The sequence below is a fragment of the Kineococcus lubricus genome (assembly GCF_050871965.1).
In the GTDB taxonomy this organism is placed as follows: domain Bacteria; phylum Actinomycetota; class Actinomycetes; order Actinomycetales; family Kineococcaceae; genus Kineococcus.
Genome location: NZ_JBJLSK010000009.1, coordinates 107704 through 129395 on the forward strand (window position 1 = coordinate 107704; position 21692 = coordinate 129395).

Sequence of the window (21692 nt, forward strand, 5' to 3'; positions counted from 1 at the left end):
GTGTCACCCCCGCTCCATCGCCGGACGATCGTATATCTTCGCGAATACGGTAAGCACCGCCCGCCGCCCACCGCAAGCCCCCGGCACCTCGACGTCGCCGAGGTTCTTCCTCACCCGGGGGCACTTGACGGCCCCGGGACGGCGGCCGAGGATCGTATACGGTTTCGGATACACCACGAAGGAGTGCGCAGATGCCGTCCTCGCCCCCGGTGCCCTGCACCGCGCTGCCGGAACGCCCCGGCAAGATCGTCGCGGTCCACCTCGCCTACGACTCCCGCGCGCAGCAGCGCGGCCGGCGGCCCGCCACCCCCTCCTACTTCTTCAAACCCTCCAGCTCCCTGGCCGGCAGCGGCGGCACCGTGGAACGCCCCGCCGGCACCGAACTGCTCGGGTTCGAGGGCGAGATCGCCCTCGTCATCGGGGCACCGGCCCGCCGCGTCCCCCTCGAGGAGGCGTGGGACCACGTCGCGCACGTCACCGCCGCCAACGACCTCGGCCTGTACGACCTGCGCGCCGCCGACAAGGGCTCCAACGTCCGCTCCAAGGGTGGCGACGGCTTCACCCCGCTCGGCCCCGCGCTGCTGGACGCCCGGGCCGTGGACCCGCGGGGCCTGCGGCTGCGGACCTGGGTCAACGGCGAACCCGCCCAGGACGACACCACCGCCGGGCTGATCTTCCCCCTGGCCCAGCTCGTGGCCGACCTGTCCCAGCACTTCACCCTCGAGACCGGTGACGTCGTCCTCACCGGCACCCCCGCCGGGGCGAGCGTGGTCGTGCCCGGCGACGTCGTCGAGGTCGAGGTCGACGTCCCCGGAGGCCCGAGCACCGGACGCCTCGTCACCACCGTCGTCCAGGGCGAGCACGGTTTCGACCCCGCGCTCGGGTCCGTCCCCGCCGCCGACGACCTCCAGCGCGAGGAGGCGTGGGGCTCGCGCGCCGCCGCCGGCCTGCCGCCGGCCGGGGACGCCCTGCCCGCGGAACTGCGGGACAAGCTCGAGCGCACCCCCGTCGCCGCCCTGTCCGGGCAGCTGCGCAAACGGGGCCTGGACAACGTCAGCATCGACGGGGTCCGCTCGAACCACCCGGACCGCAAGCTCGTCGGCCTCGCCCGCACGCTGCGCTTCGTCCCCAACCGCGAGGACCTGTTCGCCTCCCACGGCGGGGGGTACAACGCCCAGAAGCGCGTCTTCGACGCCGTGAACCCCGGCGAGGTCATCGTCATCGAGGCCCGCGGGGAGACCGGGTCGGGAACCCTCGGCGACGTCCTGGCGATCCGCGCGAACGCCCGCGGCGCGGCCGGCATCGTCACCGACGGCGGCGTCCGCGACCACGACGCCGTGACCGCCGTCGGGCTGCCCGTCTACTCCCGCGGCGCGCACCCGGCCGTCCTGGGCCGCAAGCACGTCCCCTGGGACACCGACGTCACGGTGGCCTGCGGCGGCACGACCGTGCAGCCGGGCGACGTCGTCGTCGGCGACGCCGACGGGGTGCTCGTCGTCCCCCGCGCCCTGGCCGAGGAGGTCGCCGACGCCGCCCTGGCGCAGGAGGCCGAGGACGCCTGGATCGCCGAGCGCGTCGCCGAGGGGCACCCCGTCGACGGGTTGTTCCCGATGAACGCCTCGTGGCGCGCGGAGTACGAGGCCCGACACGAGACGGAGGACTGAGACGTGCTGGAACCGGAGACCATCACCGCGATCGCCGACGAGCTGGCCGCGGCCGAGCGCGACCGCACCACCGTCCCGCTGCTCACCGCCCGGTACCCCGGCATGACCGTCGAGGACTCCTACGCCGTCCAGGCCGAGTGGCGCCGCCGGGGCGTGGCCGCCGGCCGCCGCCTGGTGGGCCGCAAGATCGGGCTGACCTCGAAGGTCATGCAGGCCGCCACCGGCATCACCGAACCCGACTACGGCGCGATCTTCGCGGACATGGTGTACGAGAACGGCTCGACGATCGAGCACGCGCGGTTCTCCAACGTCCGCATCGAGGTCGAGCTCGCGTTCGTCCTGCGGACCGACCTCGCCGGGCCGGACACGACGATCTTCGACGTGCTGCGGGCCACCGAGTACGTCGTGCCCGCGCTGGAGGTCCTGTCCTCCCGGCTGGAGATGCAGGGCCGCACCATCGTCGACACCATCAGCGACAACGCCGCCATGGGCGCGATGGTGCTCGGCGGGAACCCGGTCGGGCCGCAGGACGTCGACCTGCGCTGGGTCTCGGCCCTGCTGTACCGCAACGAGACCATCGAGGAGTCCGGGGTCGCGGCCGCCGTCCTGAACCACCCGGCGGCGGGCGTGGTGTGGCTGGCGCGCAAGCTCGCCCAGCACGACGACGGCCTCGCCGCCGGCGACGTCGTCCTGGCCGGGTCGTTCACCCGGCCGATGTGGGTCCACCCCGGGGACACCGTCCTCGCCGACTACGGGCGACTGGGGACGATCTCGTGCCGCTTCCGCTGAACCCCGCGCTGGGCCGCACGCTGCGGCAGCACCTCGAGGGGTCCGACCGCGCCCTGTTCGGCGGCTGGATCTGCTCGGGTTCCCCGGTGGCCGCCGAGATCCTGGCCGGTTCCGGGCTGGACTGGGTGCTCATCGACATGGAGCACGCCCCCAACGGGCTGGAGTCGACGCTGGCGCAGCTGCACGCCGTGTCGGCCTACCCCGTGACCCCCGTGGTGCGCGTCCCCGCCGCCGACGACGTCCTGCTCAAGCAGGTCCTCGACCTCGGCGCCCGCACCGTCCTGGTGCCCATGGTCTCCACGCCCGAGCAGGCGCAGGAGGTCGCGCGGGCCACCCAGTACCCGCCGGCGGGCCGCCGCGGCGTCGGCAGCGCCCTGGCCCGCTCGGCCCGCTGGAACCGGGTCGAGGGGTACCTGCGCGACGGCGCCGAGCACGTGTCGGTGGTCGTGCAGGTCGAGACGGCCGAGGGCGTCGCCAACGCCCGGCGGATCGCGGCCACCCCGGGGATCGACGCCGTGTTCGTCGGCCCCAGCGACCTCGCCGCCTCGATGGGCCTGCTCGGGCAGCAGACGCACCCCGACGTCGTCGCGGCCGTCCAGCAGGCCGTGCGCGAGGTGCGGGCGGCCGGGAAACCCGTGGGGGTCAACGCCTTCCACCCCGACGTCGCCCGCCGCTACGTCGCGGACGGGGTGCGTTTCGCCCTCGTCGGCGCCGACGTCGCCCTGCTCGCGCGCGGGTCCGAGCGGCTCGCCGCCGAGTTCATCGGCACGGGGCGGGACGAACGCTCCTCGTACTGAAACCCCGCGGTTCCCGAGGAGCAACCTCGGGAACCGCGGGTTTCCCGGAACCGGTACCGCTGCCAGGCTGGAGGGTGCGACGACCACGCGGGCGTGGTCGTCCCCGATCCGGAGGACCGCATGACCACCCCCACGACGCTCGCCACCGCGAGCCACTCCCCCGCGACGCGCCGCCGCGTGGCCGTCGCCACCCTGGTCGGCACCACGATCGAGTGGTACGACTTCTTCATCTACGGCACAGCCGCCGGGCTGGTGTTCTCGAAGGTGTTCTTCGCCCCCGCCGGTCCGCAGGTCGGGCTGCTGCTGTCCTTCGCGACCGTCGGGGTGAGCTTCCTGTTCCGGCCGCTCGGGGCGTTCCTCGCCGGGCACTTCGGCGACCGCATCGGCCGGCGGGCCGTGCTGGTCCTCACGCTCGTCCTCATGGGCGGGGCCACCGCCCTCATCGGCCTGCTGCCCACCTACGCCACCGCGGGCGTCCTCGCCCCGGTCCTGCTGCTGCTCCTGCGCATCGTCCAGGGCGTCGCGGCCGGCGGGGAGTGGGGCGGGGCGGTCCTCATGGCCGTCGAGCACGCCCACCCCGACCACCGCGGCCGGGCCGGGGCGTTCCCCCAGCTCGGCGTCCCGCTGGGCATGCTGCTGGCCTCGGGGGTCACCGCCCTGGTGTCCGGCGTCGTCGCGCGCGGCGACGCGTTCGTGGCGTGGGGCTGGCGCATCCCCTTCCTGCTGGGCGTCGTCCTGGTCGCCGTCGGGTTCGTCGTCCGCCGGGCGGTCGAGGAGTCCCCGGTGTTCGAGGAACTGCGCAGCACGGCCCGGGAGACGAAGGTCCCCGCGGCGCGGCTGCTGAAGGACCACTGGCGGCTCGTGGTCCTGGCCGCCCTGGTGTTCGCCGGCAACGGCGCCTCGGGGTACATGCTGACCGGCGGGTACGTCACCAGCTACACCACCGACCCCGACGGCCCGGTCGGCCTGGACCGCACCCCGGTCCTGCTGGTCGTCGCCGCGGCCGCGGCGCTGTGGGGGGTGTTCACCTTCCTGTCCGGCGCGCTGTCGGACCGGATCGGGCGGCGCACGACGTACCTGCTGGGGTACGCCGCGCTCCTCGTCGCGGTGTTCCCGCTGATGTCCGCCGCCGGCAGCGGCGACGTCGGCCTGCTGTTCCTCGGTCTCGCCGCTTTCTCGGTCGGGCTGGGTCTCACCTACGGCCCGCAGGCCGCCTGGTACAGCGAGCTGTTCCCCGCCCCTGTGCGGTTCTCCGGGGTCGCCCTGTCCTACGCGCTGGGGTCGATCCTCGGCGGTGCCTTCGCCCCGACCATCGCCCAGGCCCTCGTGCAGGAGTTCGGGTCCCTGCACGCCGTCGGGGCGTACCTGTGCGCCGTCGCGCTCGTCGCCGTCGGCGCCGTGCTCGCCCTGGGCCGCACCCGGCGGGTCGCGCTGCCCCGCTGAGCGCCGGGGCCCGCCGCGCTCCTCTGCGGCGACTCCGGGGACGGCGTCACAGGTGGTACAGCCGCGTCAGGCTCGTGGACTCGGCGGGCTGGGAGCTGATCGGTTCGCCGTCGAGGGTGACCAGCCCGGTCGGGGCGACCCGGACCTGCGCGAGCCGGGAGTTGCGCACCATGGAGGACAGCCCGATGCCGCGGGTCCCGCGGACCCCCACGCGCCGTCGTCGCGTGGTCATGGCGTCGTTGCCGTCCTCGGCGGCGGCGCGGGAGGTGAACGCCACCGACAGGTCGGCCGCGGTCGCGCCGTGCGCGCCGAACTGCGGCCCCAGGACGAGGGGCTGGGCGCGGTCGATGGCCGCGTTCGGGTCCCCGGTGACGCCGTAGGCGGGGAAACCCGCCTTGAGGACGAGTTCGGGTTTGGCCCCGAAGAACTCCGGGCGCCACAGCACGACGTCGGCGAGCTTGCCGACCTCCAGGGTCCCGACCTCGTGGGACAGCCCGTGGGCGATGGCCGGGTTCACGGTGAGCTTGGCGACGTACCGCAGCGCGCGGGCGTTGTCGTGGTCGGGGTGCTCGGCGCCGAGTTCGAGCTTCATCTTCCCGGCCATCGCGAACGTCCGCCGCACGGTCTCCCCGGCCCGGCCCATGCCCTGCGCGTCGGAGGAGGTGATGGGGATGACGCCGAGGTCGTGCAGGACGTCCTCGGCGCCCATCGTCCCGGCCCGGATGCGGTCGCGGGCCAGGGCCGCGTCACCGGGCAGGTCCTCCTTGAGCGCGTGCACCGACATGATCATGTGGTAGTGCTCGGCGACGGCGTCGCGGCCGAACGGCAGCGTCGGGTTAGTGGAGGAACCGATGACGTTGGGTTCGCCCGCCATCCGCAGGACGTTCGGGACGTGCCCGCCGCCGCAGCCCTCGATGTGGAACGCGTGGATGGTGCGCCCGTCCAGGACGGCGAGGGTGTCCTCGACCGACAGCGCCTCGTTGATGCCGTCGGTGTGCAGCGCGACCTGCACGTCGAACTCCTCGGCGACGGTGAGCGCGGTGTCCAGGGCGCGGGCGTGCGCACCCATGTCCTCGTGGACCTTGAAACCGCAGGCGCCGCCCTCGACGAGCGCCTCGACGGACGACCCCGGTTCGCTGGCCGATCCGCGGCCGAGGAACCCGATGTTCACCGGCCAGGCGTCGAACGCGTTGAACGCGTGCCGCAGCGCCCACGGGGAGTTCACCCCGACGCCCCAGACGGGCCCGAACTCCTGGCCGATGATCGTGGTGACGCCGGAGGCGAGGGAGGCCTCCATCACCCTGGGGGACAGCAGGTGCACGTGGGTGTCGATGGCGCCGGCGGTGGCGATGAGCCCTTCGCCGGAGACGATGGTGGTTCCCGTCCCGACGACGACGTCCACGCCGTCGAGGGTGTCGGGGTTCCCGGCGCGCCCGATGCCGCTGATGCGTCCCTCGCGGATCCCGATGGACAGCTTCCGGACGCCCTGCACGGCGTCGATGACGACGACGTTGGAGATGACGACGTCGCAGGTCTCGCGCACGGTGGCGGCCTTGAGGTGCAGGCCGTCGCGGGCGGTCTTGGCGAAACCGGCGAGGAACTCCTCCCCCGGCGCCTGGGCGTCGTGCTCGACCTGGACGACGAGGCCGGTGTCGCCGAGGCGGACCCGGTCCCCCGCGCGCGGGCCGTAGGTGGCGGCGTAGTCGCCGCTGGACAGGCTCATCGCGGGCTCCCGTCGGTGTCGGTTCCGGTGTCGGTTCCGGTGTCGGTGTGGTCGAGGTACCCGCAGGCCCGGGCGCGTTCGAGGGCCTGCTCGAACGCGCCGGGGGCGTCCAGCGGTCCGTCGACGAGGCCGGCGAAACCGATCGCGACGCGGTCCCCGCCGATGGGGGTGAGCCGGACCTCGCGGGTCTGGCCGGGGTCCCAGCGGACGGTGGCGCCGGCGTCGATCGCGGCGCGGCGGCCGTAGGCGGCGGCGCGGTCGAACGCGAGGCGGGGGTTCACCTCGAAGAAGTGGAAGTGGGAGGTGACGCTGACCGGCACGGTCGCGGTGTTGGTCACCGGCAGGGTCACGACGTCGGTGAACTCCAGCGGGGTCGGCGGCCCGGGCAGGACGGCGCCGGGGGCGTCGTCGCCGAGCGATCCGCCGGCGAAGGGGTCGACGACGACGACGAGGCGGGTGCCGTCGTCGAAGACGGCCTCGACCTCGACCCGCGGGACGACGTCGGCGACGCCGGGCAGGACGTCGCCGGGTCCGAGCACGGACCGCCCGGCCTCCATCGCCTCGGCCAGCCGCTTCCCGTCGCGGGCGGCCTCGCACACGGTGTCGGCGACCAGGGCCGTGGCCTCGGGGACGTTGAGCCGCAGACCGCGGGCGCGGCGGGCCCGGGCGAGCTCGGCGACCGTGAAGATCAGCAGCCGGTCGCGTTCGCTGGGCGTCAGGCGCATGGCGCGGAGAGTAACCCGCTGGACGGGTGGCCCGAGCCGTGACGGCTCGGGAACGTGGTGGAGACGTCGTCGAAACACACGTCCTCCACCCTAACCGACACGCTTTCGGTTATCGTCGACCCCGCAACGGCGCACCCGTCCCCAGGAGGACCCCGTGATGGACCCCGCCCTCTCCGCGCGCACGGACCCACCCGCACCCGCCGACGACCGGCTCAAGGCCGGTGCGCTCGGCGCCACCGGCATCACCGCGATGGTCGTCGCGGCCGCCGCCCCGCTCACCGTCATGGCCGGCATCGCCCCCCTGGCCATCTCCACCGGCGGGATCGGCGCACCGGCCGGCTACCTCGGCGCCGCGGTCGTCCTGGCCCTGTTCGCCGTCGGGTTCACCACCACGACCCGCCTGACCGGCGGCGCGGGCGCCTTCTACAGCTGCATCGCCCTCGGGCTGGGCCGCACCGCCGGCGCCGGCGCCGGCCTGCTCGCGGTCGTCTCCTACAACGTCCTGCAGATCGGCGTCTACGGCCTGCTGGGCGTGCAGTTCCAGGCCGCCTGCGCCCGGTCCACCGGGATCGAGCTGCCCTGGTGGGTGTTCGCCCTCGCCGCGATCGCCGTGGTGTGGGCGCTGGGCCGGCGCGGCATCGACGTGGGGGCGAAGGTCCTGGGGGTGCTGCTGGCCGCCGAGACCGCGATCCTCGCCCTGCTCGTCGTCGGCGTCGTCGCCCACGGCGGCCACGACGGCCTGCACCTGACGACGTTCACCCCCAGCGCCCTGTCCCACCCCGGTCTGCTCGGCGTCCTGGGTTTCTGCTTCGCCGCGTTCGCCGGTTTCGAGTCCACCGCGCTGTACCGCCGCGAGGCGCGCGACCCCGACCGGTCCATCCCGCGCGCCACCTACGCCGCCGTCGCCTTCCTCGGGCTGTTCTACGCCGTCGTCGTGTGGGCCGTCGTGCAGGCCGTCGGGGACGCCGACGCGGTCGCCGTCGCCGGCGCCGACCCGGTGGGGCTGTTCTTCACCGTCATCGGGACCTACGTCGGCCCGTGGGCCGCCCACCTGATGGACGTGTTCGTGCTGACCAGCGTCATGGCCTCGCAGACCGCGTTCCACAACGCCGCCAACCGGTACACCTTCACCCTCGCCCGGGACGGCCTGCTGCCGGCCGGTCTGGCCCGCACCCACCCCCGCTTCGCCTCCCCCGCCCGCGCCGGCACGCTCCAGACCCTGCTCGCGGCCGCCGTCGTCGCCGGGTTCGCCCTCGTCGGCGCCGACCCCTACCGGCAGCTGGTGCTGCTGGTGAACACCCCCGGCGCCATCGGGGTGCTGCTGCTGCAGGCCGTGACCTCCGTCGCGGTCGTCGCCCACCTGCGCCGCCACCGCTCGGTGCACCCGCTGGTGCGCTGGACCGCGCTGGCCGCCACGGTGCTGCTCGGCGCCGCGCTGGTCGTGCTGATCCGCAACATCGGCCTGCTGACCGGTGCGGGCACGGGCACCAACGCGGTGCTCGTCGTCCTGGTCCCGCTCGTGTTCGGGGTCGGCGTCGTCCTCGCCCGGGTGCTGCGCGCCCGCCGCCCCGACCTGTACACCCGCATCGGAGGAAACCCGTGACGTCCCACCCGGCCCCCCAGCTCGTCGTCGTCGCCGACACCGTCCACACCCTCGACCCCGCCCGGCCCACCGCGCAGGCCGTCGCGATCACCGACGGCACCGTGACGGCCGTCGGTGACCGCGCCGACGTCGCCGGCTGGCGCGGGAAGGGCACCGAGGTCGTCGACCTCGGGCGGGCCACCCTCACCCCCGGCCTGGTCGACGGCCACACCCACCCCGTCATGGGCGTCGACCTCACCGCCGGGACCGACCTGTCGGGCGTGCGCACCCGCGACGACCTCGTCCGGGCGCTGCGCGCCGGGGCCCGGAACCTGCCGCGCGGGAGCTGGGTCCGCGGCTGGGGCCTGGACCCCAACGCCTTCGAGGGGGCGCCGATCACCCACGCGCCGCTGGTGGACGCGCTCGGGCCCGACGTCCCGGCGCACGTGGTGATGTTCGACGCCCACTCCGCGCTCGTCTCCCCGCGGGCCCTGGAGATCGCCGGCGTCACCGGCGCCCGCCCGTTCCGCTCCGGGGCCCAGGTCGTCCTGGCCGACGGGACCCCCACCGGGCACCTGCTCGAGCTCGAGGCCATGGACCTGGTCTCCGCGCACCTGCCGGCCGACACCCCGCAGCAGCGCCGCGAACGGTTCCTCGGCATCCTGCGCGGCATGGCGGCCACCGGCCTCACCGCGGCGAACGTCATGGACTTCGAGGGCGACTCCCGCGACCTCGTGAGCACCGTCGCCGCCGAGCACGAACTGCCGGTCCGGTTGCGGTTCGCGCCGTTCGTCATGCCCGCGCACGGGCGCGAGCACCTGCGGCACGTCGTCGACCTGCAACGCCTCGGCGGGCGCCGCTGGGACGTCGACGGGGCGAAGTTCATGATCGACGGCACCGTCGACGGCGGGACGGCCTGGCTGGAGGAGGCCGACACCCACGGGGAGTCGACCACCCCGTTCTGGCCCGACCCGCGCGAGTACACCGAGGCGGTCGCGTTCCTGGCCGCGCACGACGTCCCGACCGTCACCCACGCCATCGGCGACGCCGGCGTCCGGCACGTCCTGCGCACGATCGCCGGGCTCGACCGGCAACCCCGTGTCCCGCACCGCGTCGAGCACATCGAGACGCTGCCCGACGACCTCGTCGGCCGGTTCGCCGAGCTCGACGTGACGGCCAGCATGCAACCCACCCACTGCACGCACTACACGAAGGCCGACCACAGCGACAACTGGTCGCAGCGGCTGGGGAAGGTGCGCGCGGACCGGGCGTTCCGCACCCGCGACCTGCGCGAGGCCGGGGCCCGGCTGGCGCTGGGGTCGGACTGGCCGGTCGCCCCGTACGACCCGCGCGCGGTCATCGCCGACGCCCGGCTGCGGCGGACCGCGGGCCGCCCCGAGGAGGAACCCGTGCTGCCCGGGCAGGCGCTGAGCGCCCGGATGGCCCTGGAGGGGTACACCACCGAGGCCGCGCGCGCGGCCGGGCTGGAGGGGGTGGCCGGTAGCCTGCGTCCCGGCGCCCGCGCCGACCTGTCCGCGTTCGCGCTCGACCCGCTCGTCGTGGGCCCCGACGAGTTCGCGCAGTCCCCCGTCCCCCTGACGGTCGTCGCCGGGACCGTCGTCCACCGGAACTGAGCTGGAGAAGAACGTGACCGGACAGCACATGCCCGCCGAGTGGGCGCCGCACCAGCGCACCTGGATGGCGTTCCCCACCCCCAACCCCACCTTCGGCGAGGCCGGCGGCCCCGACCTCACCCGGGCCCGCCGCGCCTGGAGCGCCGTCGCGAACACCGTCGCCGCCCACGAACCCGTCACGATCCTGGTGAACCCCGGCGACCGGGCCGCGGCCCGCGAACTCCTCGACCCGCGCGTCGACCTCGCCGACGTCGCGATCGACGACGCCTGGTTCCGGGACTCCGGTCCCACGTTCGCCCGCGCGGCCGACGGTTCCGCCGTCGCCGTGGACTGGGTGTTCAACGGCTGGGGCGCGCAGTCGTGGGCCCGCTGGGAGGACGACGCCCGCGCCGCCCGCGCCGTCGCCGACCTCACCGGGACCCCCGTCAGCTCCTCCCCCCTCACCCAGGAGGGCGGGGGTTTCCACGTCGACGGCCGCGGGACGGTCCTGCTGACCGACACCGTGCAGCTGGACCCGCACCGGAACCCCGGCTGGACGCGCGAGCAGGTCGAGGCCGAGGTCCACGCCCAGCTCGGCACGACGACGGCGATCTGGCTGCCGCGCGGGCTGACCGCCGACTACGGCGAGTTCGGCACCCGCGGGCACGTCGACATCGTCGCGGCGTTCACCAGTTCCGGGCAGGTCCTGGTGCACACCCAGGCCGACCCCGGCCACCCCGACCACGAGGTGAGCCGAGAGGTCGCGGAGGTCCTGCGGTCCGCGACCGACGCACGCGGCAACCCGTTGCGGGTCACCGAGATCCCCGCACCGGAGACGTCCGAGGTCGACGGCGAGCTGGTCGACTACTCCTACGTGAACCACTACGTCGCGAACTCCGTCGTCGTCGCGTGCGCCTTCGACGACGCCCGCGACGCGCAGGCCGCGGCCGTGCTGGAGGCCGCCTACCCCGGCCGCCGGGTGGTCGCCGTGGACGCGCGCGACGTGTTCGCGTTCGGCGGCGGGATCCACTGCATCACCCAGCAGCAGCCCGCCTGACGATGGCGCGCCCCACCACACCCCTGCTCTCGCGCGACCAGATCGTCCGGGCCGCGCTCGACCAGCTCGACCGGACCGGCGCGCTGGCCCTGCCCCGGCTGGCCAAGGACCTCGGGGTCGGCACCTCCTCGCTGTACCACCACGTCAAGGGCGGGCGGGAGGAGGTCGTCGAGGGCATCCGGGGTCTGCTGTCGCAGGAGGGGATGGTCACCGACCGGGTCCCCGGGGAGGACTGGGCGCGGTTCGTGGACCGGTGGGCGTCGGGGTACCGCGCCGCGTTCGCCGCCCACCCCGCCGTCGTGCCGCTCCTGACGGCGCAGACGGTGAGCCACCCCGCCACGCTGGCGTCCTACGAGACCCTCGCCGACGTCCTGCACGAGGCGGGTTTCTCCGACGACGACCTGCTGCACGCCGTCACCGTCCTCGACGACTTCGTGCTCGGGTCCGCGCTCGACGCGGGCGCGCCCGTGGAGGTCTGGGCCGACTCCCCCGACCCCGGCTCCCGCCTGGCCCGCGCCGTGCGGGCCACCCGCGCCCAGCCCGGGGACCGGTCCGAGCGCGCCTTCCGGCTGGGGCTGGAGAGCCTCCTGGTGGGCCTGGAACGGTTGCGCGCCCGCACCTGAGCCCAGGGCCGACCGCCGGACCGCGGCGGGTCAGGGGACGGGCGGCAGCACCGCGGGCACCGACTCCGGGCCCGCCTCGGGCGGCCGCTCGCCCTCGCGCGGGTGCAGCCGCAGGGCGAGGACCGCGACGTCGTCCTCGTGCTCACCGGGCACCATCCGCTGCAGCACGCCGTCGACGAGGTCGTCCAGCGAGGCGCCGGCGAGGTCGGCGAGCGCGGCGTGCAGCAGGTGCAGCCCCTCCTCCAGGGGCCGGTCGCGGCGCTCGATCAGCCCGTCGGTGAACGCCAGGACCGTCGAGCCGTCCGGCAGGGTGCGCACGGTGTCCGAGCGCGACGCCGCCGGGTCGATGCCCAGCAGGAGCTCGGGGTGCTCCCCCTCCAGCGTGCTCACCGCACCGTCCGGGCCCACCAGCACCGGGCCCAGGTGGCCCGCGTTGGACCACCGCAGCCGGCGGGAGTCCTCGAGCAGTTCCAGCCGCGCCACCACGGCCGTCGCCGTCGTGCCCACCTCCAGGCCCTGCATGGCCGCGTCCAGGCCCGACAGGACCCGCGCCGGGCTCCCCCCGGTGCTGTAGGCGATCCCGCGCAGCAGGGAGCGGACCTGGCTCATCGCGGCCGCCGCGTCGACGTCGTGACCCATGACGTCGCCGATGACGAGCACCGTCGCCCCGTCGGGGGTGAGGAAGGCGTCGTACCAGTCGCCGCCGACCCGCGCGGCCCGCGCCGCGGGCCGGTACCGCACGACGACCTGCACGTGGTCGGGCTGGACGGGGTCGGTCAGCAGGCTGCGCTGCAACCCCTCCGACACCCGGTGCTGCTGGGAGTACAGGCGCGCGTTGTCCAGCGCCAGACCGGCCCGGTCGGCGACCTCGGAGGCCAGCAGCAGGTCCTCGGGCGAGAGCCGGTCACCGGAGTCGTCGTGGAACAGGGTGATGAGCCCGACGGTCCGGCCCCGGGCCCGCACCGGCAGGCACACGAACGCCTGCGGGGCCAGCGCGGCGATGAGGTCGCGGGCCGGTCCGTGCTCGTCGAGCTGGGCCGCGATCGCCTCGGTCGCCTCCACGGGGATCGCGACCGGCCGCCCGGTCCGCCACACGCGGAACAGGTAGGAGTCCGGCAGCAGCGCCGTCAGCCGGGCCTCGCGGTAGGCCCGCACCAGGTCCCGGCGGGCCGGGTCGACGTGGTGGCAGCCGAGGTCGCGCAACCCGCCGGCCTCGTCCACCAGGGTCACCAGGCACCAGTCCCCCAGCTCGGGGACGAGGTGCTGGGCCAGCCGCGCGTAGGCCTCCTCGACCTCCAGCGTCGAGGACAGGTCCTCGCTCACCCGGACGATCAGCCGCAGCCGCTCGGCGGCGGCGGCCGCGTCGGCGTGCGCCGCCTCCAGGGTCCGCTGCGCCCGGCGGCGCTCGGTGATGTCGAGGAAGTACACCGACACCCCATCGGGGTCGGGCCAGGCCCGCACCTCGTACCAGGCGTTCAGCGGCGCCGGGTAGAACGCCTCGAACGTCGCCGGCCGCCCCGACTCCGCGACGCCCCGGTAGTGCTCCTCGAAGGGCGACTCCACGGCGTCGGGGAACAGCTCCCACACGTCGCCGCCGAGGAGCTCGGCGCGCGAACGGCCCAGGACCCGTTCGGCCTCGGAGTTCACGTAGCTGAACCGCCACTGCCGGTCCAGGGAGAAGAACGCCGAGCCCATCGACTCCAGCACCCGCGCCACCCGGGCGTCCTCGTCGTGCGCGGCGGTGGTGTCGTAGGCCGCCCCCAGGAGCCGGACGGCGCGCCCGGACTCGTCGGCGAGCGCCTGCCCGCGGGCCCGGACCCACCGGGTGCTGCCGTCGGGCCGCACGACGCGGTACTCCGCGGCGAACTGCCCGACCCCCTCGACGGAGGTGCGCAGCGCGGCCTGGACCCGCGGCAGGTCGTCGGGGTGCAGCCGCCGGTCGAAGTCGGCGATGGTGCGGCCGAAGTCGTCGGCGGCGTAGCCGAACATCTCCAGCAGGTTCGCGTCCCACGTGAGGGTGCCGGACTCCAGGTCCCAGTCGAAGGTCCCCACCCCCCCGGCGCTGATCGCCAGCTCCGAACGCACCCGGGCCGTCTCCAGGTCCGCCGCGAGCGCGGCCAGCCCGAGCTCGGTGGCGGCGGCGGCGGCGAGGTCGGACAGCAGGGACACGTCGGCCGCGGTCCACGCGCGCGGCGCGGGGTCGGTGACGCACAGGACACCGGCGAGGGCGCCGTCCGGGTGGCGCACCGGGACGCCGAGGTAGCTGCCGACGGTCCCGGACGTGACGGGCGGCAGGTGGCGCAGGCGGGCGTCGGCGCGGGTGTCGGGGACGACGAGCGGGCCGTCCGGTCCCGGGGCGAGGTGGTCGGTCAGGGTGTCCAGGGGGTCCGGGGTGGCCGCGGGCGCCGGCAGCGGGCGGAACCGGGCGGCGGGGGTCCCCAGCAGCCGGGCGGTGAGGGCGGTCAGCCGGCCGAGGGCCGCGTCCGGGGTCGGCAGAGCCGCCGGCCGCGGGGCGTCGACCCGGTCGACTGCGTCCATGGAGGCGTCTCCTCGCGGGGGGATGGGGCGCGATGAACGCCGCCGGGGGCTTCAGCGGGCATCCGACTATCGCACGTCCGGACCGGTGCGCCGTCCGCCGACGGCGCCGCGGGACGCCCGGGGCGGGCGCCGGACGTGCCGACTCCCGCGGGGAGGGGACTCCCCGCACCGGCCCGGGAGGTCCTGGTGTCGTCGTTCCGCCCGTCGCAGTCGGTCTGATCGGCGTGCGGCGTCGGCAGGGCGCGGCGGCCGAGGTGCGGGAGCCGACGGGACTGGTCGTCCCCTCCGACCGGGTGCGCTGCTTCGACGCGCGACCCGCGCCCTGGCGGGCCGGGGGTGGGCGTGGAGGCGGGCCGGGCCGACGACGGGGTGGACCGCGGGAGTTCCGTCGACGACCGCGAACCGCTGGGGGACTCCCTCGCCGGCGCCCCGACCGCGGTGGCGGCGGCGCTGACCGTGACGCTGCTCGTCGCCGTGGCCCGCGGCTCGGCGTACCCGTCGCAGCGCAGAGTTCTCGGCGTCGACGCGCTGACGGCGGTCGACCTCGCGGTCGCTCCCGTCGTCGACGGCCGCGACGTGGCGGCGCCTCACGGGACGAGCGCGTCGACGACGGCGCCGTCGGACGCGTCCGCGGCCACGTCCCGCGTCCGGGGGCCGCCCGGGGGACGATGCGGGGGTGCCGACCACTCCCGCCCCGCCGCACCGCAGACCGACCGTCGCGGGGGCCGCCGCGGTCGCGGGGGCCGTCGCGGCGCTGCTGCTGGGCGGCTGTTCCCCCGCGCCCGTCCCGGCGGACCCGCCCGCGGCGGGGACCGCGGCCGAGCAGCTGGCCGCGCTGCCGGTGAAGGGGCGCGCCCCGAAGACGGGGTACAGCCGGGAGGCGTTCGGCGACGGCTGGGTCGACACCGACCGCAACGGGTGCGACACCCGCAACGACGTCCTCGCCCGGGACCTGACGGCGGTCGCGTTCCGGCCCGGCACGCGGGACTGCGTCATCGCGAGCGGGACCCTGGCCGACCCGTACGGCGGGGGGACCGTCGCGTTCGTGCGCGGCGAGGGGACCAGCGAGGCCGTGCAGATCGACCACGTCGTGGCGCTGTCGAACGCGTGGCAGACCGGCGCGCAGCAGTGGGACGCGGACCGGCGCGCGCGGTTCGCCAACGACCCCCTGGAACTCCTCGCCGTCGACGGGCCGCTGAACTCGGCCAAGGGCGACGGGGACGCCGCGACCTGGCTGCCGCCGAACACGGGTTTCCGCTGCGCGTACGTGGCGCGGCAGGTGGCGGTGAAGGCGGCCTACGGGTTGTGGGTGACCCCGGCCGAGCGGGACGCGATCGCGCGGGTGCTGGACACGTGCCCGGACCAGCCCGTCGCGCAGGCGTCCTCCCCCGCTCCCACCGGCGCCGCCGGGGACGGGCCGGACCCGCGGTTCGCGTCGTGCCGGGACGCGAACGCCGCCGGGCACGGCCCGTACGTCGCCGGGACCGACCCGGAGTACGACTGGTACCGGGACACGGACGGCGACGGCACGGTGTGCGAGTGAGCCTGCGGTCGTCCGTCAGGTCCTCCGCACCGGGTCCGGGCAGCCGGCGACTCCGACGGGCCGCCGGGCCCGGCTACCTCTTCGAGCCGGGCGTGCTCGTGGAGGTCGACGCCGTCCTCGATCGAGTTCCTCGCCTGACGCCGGGCAGTTCGCGCAGGCCGCGGTCGATGAAAGCGATCAACCACCGGAAACCGGCGTCGATCTCGTCCTCGGTGTGCATCTCGCCCGCCGGTTCGATCAGGGAGAACCCGTCCAGGAAGCTGCGGAGCATCTGGAGGGCGTGCCGCGTGTCCTTCTCGCCGACCCCGTACCCGCGCAGGATGGCCAGGTGGGATTCCACGACCCGCGCCCACGCGAGGTGGAGCGGATCCTCGGGACCGGTCGCCGTGTTGTGCAAGGTGGCCGCGAAGCGACCGGGGAACTCGCGGGCGTACCGCCGCGTCGCGTGGGCGGCGGCTTCGAGCGCCTGACGCTCCGCCTCGCCCTGCATCGCGTCGCGGAGGGCGTCGCCGATCTCGGTGACCGCCAGCACCGCGATGCGGCGGCTGAGGTCCGCCTGCCCGGCGACGTGCTTGTAGAGGGACGGCGCCCGCACCCCGAGCCTGTCCGCGACCAGTCCCATCGTGAGGCCGGCGTAGCCGACCTCGTCGACGACCTCGGCTGCCGCGCGGGTGACGGTGGCGGCGTCGAGACCCGCCCTAGGCACGGTGGGCCCGCGCGGCAGGGTTCGTGCAGTTCGGGAGCCTCATGATCGGGACCAGTCGCATCGGTGTGGTGGCCGCACCCGGCGACGGGTACGGGGATTAGCCGCAAACTAGCACGATTAGTCGCGGCGGGGCGGAGCGGGCGCGGGTGCGCGCGACCGCTGCTACTTCACCTCGATCTCGGCCAGGGGCTGCTCGGCGTCGGCCAGGGCGTCGAGGGCGTCGCGCCAGGCGGGGTCGTCGGCGAACAGGCGGCTGCGCAGGTACGCCCACACGAGGGCCCGGAGCGTGGCGACCCGCTCGGGGTTCTCGTCCGAGGTCTCGGCCGCGTCGTAGCCGGAGACGCCTCCGTAGATGTGCTCCGCCCCCGGGAGGGTCAGGAGCGTCTTGCCGGGGCCCGGGCTGAGGGTGAACGCGTCGGAGCGGTAGCTGATCCGTTCGGAGAAGAACGGGTTGAGGTCGGCGTCGCCGGCGACGACGAGAGCCGTGCCCGTCATGGTGCTGAAGTCCAGGTGCTGCAGGACGGGGTAGTTCTCGCGGGCCCAGTCCGCCAGGTCGTGACCGGACCCGGGAGCGCCGATCAGCACGCCGGCCTTGACCCGGCGGTCGGAGAGGTCCCTGGCGCGCTGGTCGGCGGGGTCCACGACCTGCATGCCCAGCAGGGACGCGACGGTCATGCCTCCCAGGGAGTGACCGACAGCGGCGACCCGTTCGGCGTCGAGCCCGCGGGCGGCGAGGCCGGGCACCTGCTCCTGGATGTCGTCGAGGTGGTCGAGGACGTGGCGCACGTCGCGCGCCCGGTCGTACCAGAAGAGCGGCGCGTCGGGGAGTTCCGTCTCGCGCAGGCCGAGCTCGCCGGCGTCCAGGTGCGTGGGCTGGATGACGGCGAACCCGTGGGCGGCCCAGAACTCGACCAGCGGGGCGTAGCCCTTCATGGAGGCCAGGAAGTTGGAGGCGCCGTGACCGTGGGAGAGGACGATGACCGGCAGGTCGCTGCCCGTGGCCGGCACGGAGACCTTGACCTGCAGGGGGCTGGGACGGCCCGGGGCGTCGACCGTGACGGGGTGGTAGGTGATGACCGGCTGCGACTCGTCGACGGGGACGATGCCGGCGTCGGTGAACGGTGTGCTCATGGGGAGTCCTTCGATTCGGCGGATGGGCACCGTCGCGCGGATCCGGGAGCCGGCGGCGACGACTGAAGCTAGTGGCAATACCCATAAGCTATTTAACGTAGCCAGAAGGTGTCAACCCTTCGCTGCGAACCGTCCGCCCCGCGACCACCGTCCGCCGCGCGGTCGGCGACGACCGCACCGGCGACTGGCTACGGTCGGCTGGTGACCCTCGAAGCCGTCCTCGCCTTCTGCGCGCTGTGCCTGCTGCTGGAACTCACCCCCGGCCCGAACACGTTCCTCGTCCTGCGGCACAGCCTGCACGGCGCCCGCTCCGGCGTGCTGACGGCGCTGGGGTCGGCGGTCGGGGCGCTGGTGTGGGCGAGCGCGGTCGCGGTCGGGCTGGCGGCGCTGCTGGAGCGGTCGGCGCAGGCGTACCAGGTGCTCAAGGTCGCCGGCGGCGCCTACCTGGTCTACCTGGGGTTGCGCACGTTCTGGGCGCGCCGCCGCGCCGCCGCCGCACCGGTCGTGGCGGGGGCGGTCCGGGCGCCGGTGGCGTTCCGGTCCGGGCTGGTCTCGTGCGTGCTGAACCCGAAGGTCGGGTTGTTCTTCCTGGCCGTCGTCCCGCAGTTCGTCCCCGCCGGGGCGGGGGTGGGTGCGACGCTGCTGCTGGGCGCGGTGGAGGCGGCGGTCGCGCTGACGTACCTGACGGTGCTCGCGCACGGCGCGGCCCGGGCGGTGGCGTGGCTGCGGCGCCCGCGCGTGACCCGGGCGCTGGACCGGGTGAGCGCGGCGGTGCTGACGGCCTTCGGGGTGGGGACGATCGCGACGGCGCGCTGATCAGCCGGCGGCGGGGCCGGTGGTCGCGCCGACGACGAGCCGGGTGGGGACGACGCGCTCGCGCCCGGGACCGCGGTGGCCCTCGGAGCGGTCGACGAGCAGCTGCACGACCTCGGCGGCGAGGACGTCGACGTCCTGGCGGACCGTCGTGAGGTCGACGGCGCGGATGGCGTCGTCGCGGGTGCCGTCGAACCCGACCACCGAGACCCGCCCGGGGACGTCGACACCCGCGGAGGTGAGGGTGGCCAGGACACCGGCCGCGCACGGGTCGTTCGCGGCGATCACGGCGGTCGGCAGGTCCGGCTCGGCCAGGAGCCGTTGCGCGGCGGTGGCCCCGGCGAGCTGGGTGAACCCCGACGGCAGGACCCGGGCGGGCAGGCCGTGGTCGGCGACGGCGGCCCGGTAGGCGCGGACGCGGGCCAGCCCGCCGCGGTGGTCGACGGCTTCCAGGCAGGCGGTGCGGGTGTGACCGAGGTCGACGAGGTGCTGCACGGCGGCGCGGACGCCGCCCTCCTCGTCGCTGCGGACGACGTCCTCGCGGCGGTCGGCGCCGCCGTCCTCCTGGTGCCCGACGAGGACGAGCGGCAGGTCGCGGGCGGTCTCGGGCAGCGTGGGGGCCTGGCGGGCGCCGAAGACGACGACGCCGAGCACGCGGGCGCCGACGAGGGTCTCCAGGGCGCGGTCCTGGGTCCGGCGGGGGGTGGCGGCGCTGAGCAGGAGCTCGTAGCCGCGATCGTCGGCGGCGCGGTAGACGGCGTCGAGCAGGTCGACGTGGAAGTCGTCGCGGCTCTCGAAGACGACGCCGAGCTGGTAGCTGCGCCCGGTGCGCAGGGAGCGGGCGGACTGGTCGCGGACGTAGCCGAGGTCGGCGGCGGCGCGCAGGACGCGGCGGCGGGTCTCCTCCCCGGCTCCGGGGGCGTCGCGGAAGACGATCGAGACGAGCGCGCGGGAGACCCCGGCGCGGGCGGCGACGTCCTTCATCGTCGGGCGGCGCTCGGCGGCGGGCGGGTCGGGGGGCACGGCCGGAGCGTACCGTTTGACTGCTAGATCGATCTAGTAGACAGTGTCGCCGTGACTCTCCCCAGTTCGCTGACCGCGCTGCCCGACTCCCGACGCCCCGACCCCCGCTCGGTCCCCGTCCTGCGCTGGGGCCTGCTGGGCACCGGCTGGATCGCCGAGCGCTTCGCCGCGTCCCTGCGGGCGAACACCGACCAGCAGGTCGTCGCCGTGGGGTCGCGCACCACCGAGTCCGCCCGGCGGTTCGCGACGGCCGCCGGGATCGCCACCGCGCACGGCTCCTACGAGGCGCTCGTGGACGACCCCCAGGTCGACGTCGTCTACGTGGCGCTCCCCCACCACCTGCACCGCGGCGCTGCGCTGCAGGCGATCGCGGCCGGCAAGCACGTCCTGGTGGAGAAACCCCTCGCGCTGGACCGGGCCGAGGCGCAGGAGGTCTTCGACGCGGCCGCCGCCGCCGGGGTCGCCGCCGTCGAGGCCTACTGGACCGCGTTCCTGCCCCGCACCGACGTCGTGCGGCAGGTCCTGGAGAACGGCTGGCTCGGGGACGTCCGGACCGTCGTCGCCGACCACGGCGAGCACTTCGACCCCCCGCACCGCATCCTCGACCCCGCCCTGGCCGGGGGTTCGCTGCTCGACCTCGGGACGTACCTGACGACGTTCGCGACGTGGGTCCTGGGCCCGGCGACGTCGGTGTTCGCCAGCGGCGAGCCCGGCCCCACGGGGGTGAACGCGCAGACCGCCGCCGTCCTCACCCACGCCCGAGGCGCCCGCAGCTCCCTGCACACCACGCTCGAGGCGCGCACCCCGACCACCGCCACCGTCGGCGGGACCGAGGGCACCCTCTTCCTGCCCGGCTCGTGGATGATGCCCGGCGACGTGCTGCTCACCTCCGCCGACGGGACCCGCACGATCGGGTGGACCGACCCCCAGCCCGTCGGCCACGGGGCGCTGCACCACACCGCCGTCGAGGTCGCGCTGCGCCTGGGCGCCGGGGAGCTGCAGACCCCGCTGCACAGCACCGAGGCCGTGCTCACCAACCTGGCGGCCCTGGACGAGATCACCCGCCAGGTCGGCGTCTCCTACGCGCAGGCCAAGGCGTCGGCCCGCGCCTGACTCAGTTCGGCCGACCCAGCGCGTTCGCCGTGAACGAGCCCCCGACGAGGTCCACGACCTCGTCGGGGTCGGCGTCGGCCAGGACCTGCTCCGCGAACCGCTCGGAGTCGTCCTGCGGGTGGTACCCGATGGCCTCCCCCTCGGCCAGCGACCACCAGCGGCGGGTGTTGCGGGAGATCCCCCAGACCGAGTGCCAGCCCGTCACCGCGGGGTCCACCGCCGCGCTCACCAGCCGGCGGCAGTCGTCGTACGACATCCACGTCGCCAGCCCCCGCACGTCGCCGGGACGCTCGAAGCACGACCCGATGCGCACCGACACGACGTCGAGCCCGGCGCGCTCGGCGAACAGGCGGCACAACGACTCACCCGCCGTCTTGCTCCAGCCGTAGTAGCTGTCCGGCCGGGGTTCGGCGTCCGCGGGCAGCGCGGAACCGTCGGCCGGCCGGGGCGTGAGACCGACGGCGTGGTTGCTGGAGGCGAACACGACCTTGCCCACCCCGAGCCGGGCGCACGCGTCCAGCAGCACCCACGTCCCGTGGACGTTCGTGTCCAGGACGTCCGCCCACGCCGCCTCCCGGCTGATGCCGCCCAGGTGGACGACGGCGTCGACCCCCGCCAGCGCCGCCTCCACGACCTGCGGGTCCGTCACCGACCCCGTGACCGCCTCGGCCCCGGCCCCCTCGGGGTGCTGGAGGTCCAGGCAGCGGACGCGGTGGCCCGCCGCGCGCAACCGGGGCACGAGTTCACGGCCCAGGCCGCCGGCCGAACCCGTGACGAGCAGGGAGGGGAGATCGGTCATGATCAGGTCA

Annotated in this window: 18 protein-coding genes; 11 read left to right on the forward strand and 7 right to left on the reverse strand. The window is 75.2% G+C overall.

Features of this window, described 5'->3' with window-relative positions:
• Positions 1-191 precede the first annotated feature (191 nt).
• The 4 genes from ACRYRX_RS08905 to ACRYRX_RS08920 all read left to right on the forward strand — a co-directional run bounded on the left by ACRYRX_RS08905 (position 192) and on the right by ACRYRX_RS08920 (position 4693).
• Entirely contained in the window at positions 192-1664 is a 1473-nt protein-coding gene (locus tag ACRYRX_RS08905) for a fumarylacetoacetate hydrolase family protein (protein WP_432511493.1), read from the forward strand.
• A 3-nt stretch (positions 1665-1667) separates the two neighbouring features.
• Complete coding sequence (hpaH, locus tag ACRYRX_RS08910; protein WP_432511494.1) at positions 1668-2453, forward strand: 2-oxo-hept-4-ene-1,7-dioate hydratase; 786 nt, start codon at positions 1668-1670, stop codon at positions 2451-2453.
• A complete protein-coding gene (locus ACRYRX_RS08915) occupies positions 2438-3250 on the forward strand; it encodes an HpcH/HpaI aldolase family protein (protein ID WP_432511495.1) in 813 nt (270 codons plus the stop codon). Before hpaH ends, ACRYRX_RS08915 begins: the two co-directional genes overlap by 16 nt.
• Positions 3251-3370: 120 nt before the next feature.
• Positions 3371-4693 carry an MFS transporter gene (locus ACRYRX_RS08920; protein ID WP_432511496.1) on the forward strand — a complete coding sequence of 441 codons (1323 nt, stop codon included), beginning with the start codon at positions 3371-3373 and terminating at the stop codon, positions 4691-4693.
• 46 nt (positions 4694-4739) lie between these two features.
• On the opposite strand, the gene ACRYRX_RS08925 is transcribed toward ACRYRX_RS08920, so the two are convergent.
• Complete coding sequence (locus ACRYRX_RS08925; protein ID WP_432511497.1) at positions 4740-6416, reverse strand: urease subunit alpha; 1677 nt, start codon at positions 6414-6416, stop codon at positions 4740-4742.
• Entirely contained in the window at positions 6413-7141 is a 729-nt protein-coding gene (gene ureA / locus ACRYRX_RS08930) for an urease subunit gamma (protein ID WP_432511498.1), read from the reverse strand. Before ureA ends, ACRYRX_RS08925 begins: the two co-directional genes overlap by 4 nt.
• A 157-nt stretch (positions 7142-7298) precedes the next feature.
• On the opposite strand from ureA, the gene ACRYRX_RS08935 reads away from it, so the two are divergent.
• Genes ACRYRX_RS08935 through ACRYRX_RS08950 form a run of 4 tightly spaced genes read left to right on the forward strand, consistent with a single transcriptional unit; the run spans position 7299 to position 12016 of the window.
• Entirely contained in the window at positions 7299-8744 is a 1446-nt protein-coding gene (locus tag ACRYRX_RS08935; protein WP_432511499.1) for an APC family permease, read from the forward strand.
• Positions 8741-10357, forward strand: a complete 1617-nt coding sequence (locus ACRYRX_RS08940; RefSeq protein ID WP_432511500.1) for an amidohydrolase — start codon at positions 8741-8743, stop codon at positions 10355-10357. Before ACRYRX_RS08935 ends, ACRYRX_RS08940 begins: the two co-directional genes overlap by 4 nt.
• Before the next feature lie 28 nt (positions 10358-10385).
• Positions 10386-11393, forward strand: coding sequence for an agmatine deiminase family protein (locus ACRYRX_RS08945; protein ID WP_432511538.1), 1008 nt, complete (start codon positions 10386-10388; stop codon positions 11391-11393).
• A 2-nt stretch (positions 11394-11395) separates the two neighbouring features.
• Entirely contained in the window at positions 11396-12016 is a 621-nt protein-coding gene (locus ACRYRX_RS08950) for a TetR/AcrR family transcriptional regulator (protein WP_432511501.1), read from the forward strand.
• A 30-nt stretch (positions 12017-12046) separates the two neighbouring features.
• Here the strand turns inward: ACRYRX_RS08950 and ACRYRX_RS08955 are convergent, their stop codons facing one another.
• Entirely contained in the window at positions 12047-14554 is a 2508-nt protein-coding gene (locus ACRYRX_RS08955; protein WP_432511502.1) for a SpoIIE family protein phosphatase, read from the reverse strand.
• A 676-nt stretch (positions 14555-15230) separates the two neighbouring features.
• Between ACRYRX_RS08955 and ACRYRX_RS08960 the strand changes: the two genes are divergently transcribed.
• Entirely contained in the window at positions 15231-16097 is an 867-nt protein-coding gene (locus tag ACRYRX_RS08960) for a GmrSD restriction endonuclease domain-containing protein (RefSeq protein ID WP_432511503.1), read from the forward strand.
• A 73-nt stretch (positions 16098-16170) separates the two neighbouring features.
• On the opposite strand, the gene ACRYRX_RS08965 is transcribed toward ACRYRX_RS08960, so the two are convergent.
• Both ACRYRX_RS08965 and ACRYRX_RS08970 read right to left on the reverse strand, forming a co-directional pair.
• Positions 16171-16803 carry a TetR/AcrR family transcriptional regulator gene (locus tag ACRYRX_RS08965; RefSeq protein ID WP_432511504.1) on the reverse strand — a complete coding sequence of 211 codons (633 nt, stop codon included), beginning with the start codon at positions 16801-16803 and terminating at the stop codon, positions 16171-16173.
• A gap of 162 nt (positions 16804-16965) precedes the next feature.
• Complete coding sequence (locus ACRYRX_RS08970; RefSeq protein WP_432511505.1) at positions 16966-17934, reverse strand: alpha/beta hydrolase family protein; 969 nt, start codon at positions 17932-17934, stop codon at positions 16966-16968.
• 201 nt (positions 17935-18135) lie between these two features.
• Between ACRYRX_RS08970 and ACRYRX_RS08975 the strand changes: the two genes are divergently transcribed.
• Positions 18136-18750, forward strand: a complete 615-nt coding sequence (locus tag ACRYRX_RS08975) for a LysE family translocator (protein ID WP_432511506.1) — start codon at positions 18136-18138, stop codon at positions 18748-18750.
• Here the strand turns inward: ACRYRX_RS08975 and ACRYRX_RS08980 are convergent, their stop codons facing one another.
• Positions 18751-19770, reverse strand: a complete 1020-nt coding sequence (locus tag ACRYRX_RS08980) for a LacI family DNA-binding transcriptional regulator (RefSeq protein WP_432511507.1) — start codon at positions 19768-19770, stop codon at positions 18751-18753.
• Positions 19771-19821: 51 nt separating this feature from the next.
• On the opposite strand from ACRYRX_RS08980, the gene ACRYRX_RS08985 reads away from it, so the two are divergent.
• Positions 19822-20883: a Gfo/Idh/MocA family protein gene (locus ACRYRX_RS08985; RefSeq protein ID WP_432511508.1), complete on the forward strand. Its 1062-nt coding sequence runs from the start codon at positions 19822-19824 to the stop codon at positions 20881-20883.
• Between the two features lies 1 nt (position 20884).
• Here ACRYRX_RS08985 and ACRYRX_RS08990 read toward each other — a convergent pair whose 3' ends face one another.
• Positions 20885-21682, reverse strand: coding sequence for an NAD-dependent epimerase/dehydratase family protein (locus tag ACRYRX_RS08990; protein ID WP_432511509.1), 798 nt, complete (start codon positions 21680-21682; stop codon positions 20885-20887).
• Positions 21683-21692 lie beyond the last annotated feature (10 nt).